Origin of the sequence: Eubacterium ramulus ATCC 29099, from assembly GCF_000469345.1 — a bacterium.
GTDB lineage: Bacteria > Bacillota > Clostridia > Lachnospirales > Lachnospiraceae > Eubacterium_I > Eubacterium_I ramulus.
In genome coordinates, this window is the sequence record NZ_KI271073.1 from 1 (window position 1) to 6,346 (window position 6,346).

Annotated in this window: 9 protein-coding genes; 1 reads left to right on the forward strand and 8 read right to left on the reverse strand. The window is 38.0% G+C overall.

Features of this window, described 5'->3' with window-relative positions; translation table 11 throughout:
• The 3 genes from yaaA to HMPREF0373_RS00485 all read right to left on the reverse strand — a co-directional run.
• A partial coding sequence (yaaA, locus tag HMPREF0373_RS00475) for a peroxide stress protein YaaA (protein ID WP_021737555.1) occupies window positions 1–725 on the reverse strand: 725 nt, incomplete at its 3' end.
• Window positions 725–1,180 carry a thioredoxin-dependent thiol peroxidase gene (gene bcp / locus HMPREF0373_RS00480; protein WP_021737556.1) on the reverse strand — a complete coding sequence of 152 codons (456 nt, stop codon included), beginning with the start codon at window positions 1,178–1,180 and terminating at the stop codon, window positions 725–727. The genes yaaA and bcp, both read right to left, overlap by 1 nt.
• Window positions 1,181–1,183: 3 nt before the next feature.
• Window positions 1,184–1,393, reverse strand: a complete 210-nt coding sequence (locus HMPREF0373_RS00485) for a DUF6219 family protein (RefSeq protein ID WP_021737557.1) — start codon at window positions 1,391–1,393, stop codon at window positions 1,184–1,186.
• Window positions 1,394–1,844: 451 nt separating this feature from the next.
• On the opposite strand from HMPREF0373_RS00485, the gene HMPREF0373_RS00490 reads away from it, so the two are divergent.
• The gene (locus HMPREF0373_RS00490; RefSeq protein ID WP_242831169.1) at window positions 1,845–2,504 is read left to right on the forward strand and encodes a Crp/Fnr family transcriptional regulator; all 660 of its coding nucleotides are present in this window, start codon (window positions 1,845–1,847) and stop codon (window positions 2,502–2,504) included.
• Between the two features lie 122 nt (window positions 2,505–2,626).
• Here the strand turns inward: HMPREF0373_RS00490 and HMPREF0373_RS00495 are convergent, their stop codons facing one another.
• From HMPREF0373_RS00495 to HMPREF0373_RS00515, 5 genes are all read right to left on the reverse strand, one after another.
• Entirely contained in the window at window positions 2,627–4,318 is a 1,692-nt protein-coding gene (locus HMPREF0373_RS00495) for an FAD-dependent oxidoreductase (RefSeq protein ID WP_021737560.1), read from the reverse strand.
• 1 nt (window position 4,319) lies between these two features.
• Window positions 4,320–4,640, reverse strand: a complete 321-nt coding sequence (locus tag HMPREF0373_RS00500) for a rhodanese-like domain-containing protein (RefSeq protein ID WP_021737561.1) — start codon at window positions 4,638–4,640, stop codon at window positions 4,320–4,322.
• Between the two features lie 12 nt (window positions 4,641–4,652).
• Entirely contained in the window at window positions 4,653–4,958 is a 306-nt protein-coding gene (gene trxA, locus HMPREF0373_RS00505) for a thioredoxin (protein WP_021737562.1), read from the reverse strand.
• 92 nt (window positions 4,959–5,050) lie between these two features.
• Window positions 5,051–5,425, reverse strand: a complete 375-nt coding sequence (locus HMPREF0373_RS00510) for a hypothetical protein (RefSeq protein ID WP_021737563.1) — start codon at window positions 5,423–5,425, stop codon at window positions 5,051–5,053.
• Between the two features lie 180 nt (window positions 5,426–5,605).
• A complete protein-coding gene (locus HMPREF0373_RS00515; RefSeq protein WP_021737564.1) occupies window positions 5,606–6,208 on the reverse strand; it encodes a Type 1 glutamine amidotransferase-like domain-containing protein in 603 nt (200 codons plus the stop codon).
• Between the last annotated feature and the right edge of the window lie 138 nt (window positions 6,209–6,346).

The window sequence follows — 6,346 nt, forward strand, 5'->3', positions numbered from 1 at the left end:
TATTCTGAATCTGAAGATAAATCAGACCTAAACAAATATCCGAGTCTGTCAAATTTCTGAATCTCCACCGGATTTTCAATATTATTTTCCGCTATGAATCTGACCATTTCACCACGGGCCATCTTGGCATAGGTACCTTTTGTTACCAATTTATCTCCGGATAACTCACAAAATACAATCGTAATATATCTGTCCTGTGGTGTCAGATACTTTTCTATACATTTTGAGTATTCTTTTGATGCAAGATTAATGATAATCCTACTGTCATCGATTACTGAGCGGTATAACAATTCTCCCCAGTACTCATACAGATTTTTTGCATCTCCAATTCCAACCTTTGCCTGCATTTCAAGACGATAAGGAGTCACACCATCCATTGGTTTTAAAATGCCATAAAACGCAGACAAGATTCTTAAATGATTTTGCAAATACTCAAACTGCTGGATTTCAAACACAGATGGTGCCATATATTGAAATGCAATCCCTTCATATGCTAAAACAGCCGGTGTAAGCCTGTTATAAAGATCCATATTTTCCAATCTGTTAAAGTTCTGCTCTGCAATCTTGTCATTACATTTCCAGATAGCTTTCAGTTCTTCTTTTGATTTGCTTTTCATCCAGTTTAATACTTCTGCTGTCTTATCAATATAGACAGGCAGTTCAACCGGTGCTAAGTTATCGGTATCTACAATCATCTTTTTTGCAGGTGATAAAATAATCTTCATTATGCCAATTCCTTAAGCATATTTTCAGGATCATCTGCCGCCTTGACTTTATCATTTGCCTTTATAATGATTCCCTGCTCATCAATAAGATATGTAGTTCTTACTACACCCATAGATACTTTTCCATAATTTTTCTTTTCTTTCCAGACATCATATGCTTCAATAACTTTACGCTCCGGATCTGCTAATAGCGTAAATGCCAGTCCGTATTTTTCTTCAAATCTCTTGTGAGACGCTACAGAGTCCTTGCTTACTCCGAGAATAACAGCTCCCTTCTCAGTAAACTGTGGATAACGCTCAGAAAAGCCACATGCCTGCTTCGTACATCCTGGTGTATTATCCTTTGGATAAAAATATAAGATCACTTTTTTTCCTGCATAATCGCTTAATTTATGCATTTCTCCATTCTGATCCGGCAATTCAAAGTCTGGTGCTTTTTTTCCTAACTCTAACATTTACTATTCCTCCGCTTTTGTGTTTTCCACCTGTTTTCTTGTTCTTTTATTACCTGAAATCATTTTATGTCCCGTATACATAGACATGATCATACATATAAGAGTGCTACACGCAAAATACCTATGACCTGATTTGGATCCTTTATATCCAGTATAAAAAGTTCCAATCATAGTAATTAACGCTCCGATTGACCAATACTTATGTGCTTTCATTTTATACCTCCTAATTGATTAAGCTATTTCCAAAATAAATATCTCTGGATCATTAACAATATTATACATTCTATCCATCACTTTCGACAAGCAGAGAAAGAAAAATAATCAATCCAAATACAAAAGGATGTATCACGATAATTCTTGCATTACCTTGACGCATCCTTTCCACACAAATGATTACAGTAAAATTTATTTCCACCGAATACTGCTATTCCTAACGGCAACAGGAAATCAATCATCCCAAACCAGGCGAACAAAATATTAAAAAAACAAGAGCAAAATAAATGATCGCCCATATCCATAAATAATCATACCATTGTTTCTTTTTCTTCACACCGCTACCCTCTCTTTCATTTCAATACAGTTTTCATTTATGATATATGTCAATTATTCGATTGACGCATCTTAAAAAAGCAAGTATACTATGTTCGCAAAGGAGATAACAGTTATGAGCTTCGAAAATTATTTTCCACTATGGAATAACTTAAATACAGCACATAAAAAACTAATTTCAGACAATTTGATCACACAGCATGTGAAAAAAGGAACAATCATTCACAACGGGAACATGGATTGTACCGGATTATTACTGGTTAAATCCGGGCAGCTTCGAACTTATATATTATCAGATGAAGGACGGGAGATTACACTTTACCGTCTGTTCAATATGGATATGTGTCTTTTATCCGCCTCATGTATCATACGGTCCATTCAATTTGAAGTAACCATTGAGGCAGAAAAAGATACTGATCTTTGGATCATCCCTGCTGAAATCTATAAGGGCATCATGAAGGATTCTGCTCCTGTCGCAAACTATACCAATGAGTTAATGGCTACCCGTTTTTCTGATGTCATGTGGCTGCTTGAACAAATCATGTGGAAGAGTTTGGATAAGCGTGTTGCTTCATTTCTTTTAGAAGAGACCTCTATCGAAGAAACAAATGAATTGAAAATCACTCACGAAACTATCGCCAACCATCTTGGTTCCCACAGGGAAGTTATCACTCGAATGCTTCGATACTTTCAAGGTGAGGGGCTCGTCAAACTCTCCCGCGGCAAAATCACAATCCTTGATCCAAAAAGACTGGAAACACTCCAAAGGTCATAAAACTGTTTTTTCTGTAACATATAAAGAAGAATCCTCCATTTATCAGAATTATGAAAGTCATTCTAATAAATGGGGGATTTTTTTATGCTATAAGAAAATTATAAAAATATCGTGATTATTTTTTAATAATCCATACCACATGCATATGCCCTTTCAATCAGCGCACGGTCATTGACCACTGCATCATAGAAGCGAAATCCGCCAGAGAAATTATACGTTTCATAACCGTTTCCTTCCAGAATACAGCTCGCAATATAACTGCGCAGACCACTCTGGCATATCAGATACACAGGCTTTCCTTTCTCAATTTCACTAATTCGTTCTCTCAGTTCATCTACAGGTATGTTTTTGAATCCATCAATATGCCCCCTGCTGAATTCACCTACAGTTCTCACATCTAGCAACACCACATCTTTATCTTTAGAAATCTTGTCCATATCTTCCAAATGCCATTGCTTTAATGTCCCTTTTGCAATATTGTCTATCATAAATCCAGCCATGTTTACCGGATCCTTTGCAGAAGAATAAGGTGGTGCATATGCCAGATCCAGATCTTTCAACTGGGTTGCATTCAGCCCCGCATGAATTGCTGTTGCCAGCACATCAATACGTTTATCAACTCCTTCATATCCAATAATCTGAGCGCCAAGCAAACGATAGCTCTCTTTTTCAAAAACCACCTTTATGGTCATCACTTTTCCACCAGGATAGTAACCGGCATGACTCATAGGCGAAAGAATTACTGTATCTACCTCTAATCCTGACTTTTTGGCATTGGTTTCATTGATACCTGTAGTGGCTGCTGTCATATCAAACACTTTTATAACGGAGCTTCCCTGACTGCCCAGGTAACGACTATCACCGCCACAAATATTATCAGCGATGATTCTGCCCTGTTTATTGGCTGGTCCTGCCAAAGAAATCAGCGCATCATTACCCGTAACATAATGTTTTACCTGAACTGCATCACCTGCAGCATAAATATCCGGTACAGAGGTTTCCATTCTGTCATTCACTACAATACTTTCCTTAATGCCAAGTTCAAGACCGGCTTCTTTTGCTAATACTGTGTCTGGTGTGACTCCGATTGCCAGAACTACCATATCAGCCTGAAGGTATGGATTATCTTTCAACAGAACCTCTACTCCGTTGTCTTTTCCTTTAAATCCTTCTACTGTATAGCCCAGTACCAGTTTTATCCCATGCTTTCTCATTTCATTATGAATCATGGATGCCATATCCGGGTCAAAAGGGTTCATCAGCTGCTTAGACCGCTGGACAATCGTAACATCCATGCCAAGCTCCCTCAAATTTTCTGCCAGTTCCAGACCAATAAAACCGCCACCTGCCAATACAGCCGATTTTGGATGATTCTTATTTATATATTCCTTTATCCGAAAAGTGTCTTCTACAGTACGAAGTGTAAAAAGTTTATCAATACCTACTCCGGGAAGTCTCGGCTGTGTAGGCTTTGCACCTGGAGAGAGGATTAGCTTATCATAGTATTCTTCAAATATTTCACCGTTTTCTAAATTCTTCACTGAAACAGTTTTACATTCGGGATGTATTGAGATAACTTCATGATGAATTTTCATGTTAATACGGAAGCGTTTAAAAAAACTCTCTGGTGTCTGTAGTGTAAGTTCTTCCGGGTCTGTGATTACGTCTCCAATATAATATGGAAGCCCACAATTCGCATAGGATATGTATCCGGATCTTTCAAACACAGTAATTTCTGCATGTTCATCCAGTCTGCGTATTCTTGCTGCAGCTGTAGCTCCTCCTGCCACACCTCCTACGATTATTACCTTCATCTTATTTTTCCACCTTTCCTGAGTAAGCTGCAATGCCACCGATATTATTTACTTTAGAATATCCCATTCGTTGCAACATCCCAGTTGCCTGACGGCTCCGAGAACCGGAATAACAGTATACAAACAGAGGGATATCCTTATTCTTCGCTACAGAAACAATATTGTCTAGTTGCTGCAACGGCACATTTTTACTTTCTGGTATATGTCCTTCCTGATATTCCTGCGGAGTGCGGACATCCAGAAGAACTGCACCAGCAGTCCTTTTATATTCTTCTATGCCTTGATTAATATTCGACTGTTTAAAGAAATCAAAAAATCCCATTAGCACACCTCCCTAAAGCATTTCTAAAATCGCATTCTTAGGTCTCGCCCCTGAAACCTGCTGTACAATCTTCCCATTCTTCATAACCACTAAAGTCGGAATGCTCATAATACTGAACTTATTTGCCAGTTCAGGCTCTTCATCTACATTAATCTTTCCAACTTTAATATCCCCACGCTCACCTGCAATCTCCTCTACAATAGGTGCTACCATACGGCAAGGCGCACACCAAGATGCCCAAAAATCTAAAAGAACGGTTTTATCGGAATTCAGTACTTCGTTCTGAAAATTATTTTTATTGATATTAATAGCAGACATTTTACAGTCCTCCTTATCTTTTTCTTTTTGTAGCTTTATTTTAGTCTTTATTTCATTTGTTTTCCGTGATTACATCACCATACCACATTAAATTAACTTCTTGCCATACCATCTACACTTAATATAACAGTCATTGCTATCGTAAATGTCATTTCACACAGATATATAAGTGGCTGTGCCCAGTCAGCATAACTTCCTGTAAATGCCGGAAGTCCTGCATTGATAAATGCATTACATACCACAATCGCAAGTGCCATCGTTACTGCCTCAAACACACATGACAGGAAATATTTGCAGTAGGTAGCCATTGTATGGCTGACCATTCTGTTTCCTGCCATCGTGGAACAGGCAATCGCACCGAGCGGCACAATAATCAGAATCTTTAAGAACCTGAAATACACTGTGTAGCTGATAAAGAATCCACAGATAATAATGATGATTGCAATCAAAGCTGTAAGTATCAGCATTACTAAACTTTCACCAAATCCAATGCCTGTTGTAATGATTAAATCGAGCTTTTCCCGATGTGTTTAGCTGTTACCACCTCCTTTCAAGGCGCAAAAAAAGCACCTTAACCTTATTGGCTAAAGTGCTTGTATTAGTTTGATATTAAATTGTTGTGAGTCAGCCAAACTTGAATTTTCAAATTAGTCTTTGCAAATAACCTTTGAACCTTCACCATCAATTACAATTCCCTGACGGTTGTTAATTGGGCATAGATTCAAATCCGAAAATTCAGTCATTATTTTCTCAGTAACTTTCTTAAATGGTGCTGTAAGATAATGCGGAAGAACATAGAAATCAATCAAATCAAGCCCTGCATCATCTTCTTGTGAGTAGTCCTCCGGCTTTTCATCCATTTGTTCAATATATTGGATAGTTGGAGCGCATATAATCGCACCCGCCGATTCACCGATCATCAGTTTTCCCTTTGCCAATTCTTTCTTCAATAGCTCATCTGTTCCCGTTTTACGGAGCTGGTTCATAAGGAAGAAAGAATTTCCACCAGTAAAATATATCACATCCGCATCTTCAAAAACGGACTGTATCGTTAAATAAGCCTCCGTTGAAATATCAATTTCCGTTACGGCTGCTCCCAGTTTATTGAATAGCTTTCGAGCCGAGCCGACATAACCGGTATAGCCTTCACGCAGCGAAGCTGTGGGAATAAATGCGACTTTCTTGTTATCAATTTCTTCTTTTATCAAACTTCCTACACTTGAAAAGTGCGAACATAAAAACAGTTTCATCCATATCCTCCTTAATAAATCCCGATTTTAATGTCTCTATTATACCATAATGATACTATTATAAAAAAGGAAAAAGAGCTCCTTCGAGCTCTTTTGGGTCAGTTCTACAAACTGTTAAGGAAACAATCGGAGTTGGTG

Coding starts and splice junctions, on each gene's coding strand:
- HMPREF0373_RS00495 (WP_021737560.1), bottom strand. CDS start 4,318: ATGAAGGTAATAATCGTAGGAGGTGTGGCAGGAGGAGCTACAGCTGCA.
- HMPREF0373_RS00500 (WP_021737561.1), bottom strand. CDS start 4,640: ATGGGATTTTTTGATTTCTTTAAACAGTCGAATATTAATCAAGGCATA.
- HMPREF0373_RS00515 (WP_021737564.1), bottom strand. CDS start 6,208: ATGAAACTGTTTTTATGTTCGCACTTTTCAAGTGTAGGAAGTTTGATA.
- HMPREF0373_RS00510 (WP_021737563.1), bottom strand. CDS start 5,425: ATGCTGATACTTACAGCTTTGATTGCAATCATCATTATTATCTGTGGA.
- bcp (WP_021737556.1), bottom strand. CDS start 1,180: ATGTTAGAGTTAGGAAAAAAAGCACCAGACTTTGAATTGCCGGATCAG.
- HMPREF0373_RS00485 (WP_021737557.1), bottom strand. CDS start 1,393: ATGAAAGCACATAAGTATTGGTCAATCGGAGCGTTAATTACTATGATT.
- HMPREF0373_RS00490 (WP_242831169.1), top strand. CDS start 1,845: ATGAGCTTCGAAAATTATTTTCCACTATGGAATAACTTAAATACAGCA.
- trxA (WP_021737562.1), bottom strand. CDS start 4,958: ATGTCTGCTATTAATATCAATAAAAATAATTTTCAGAACGAAGTACTG.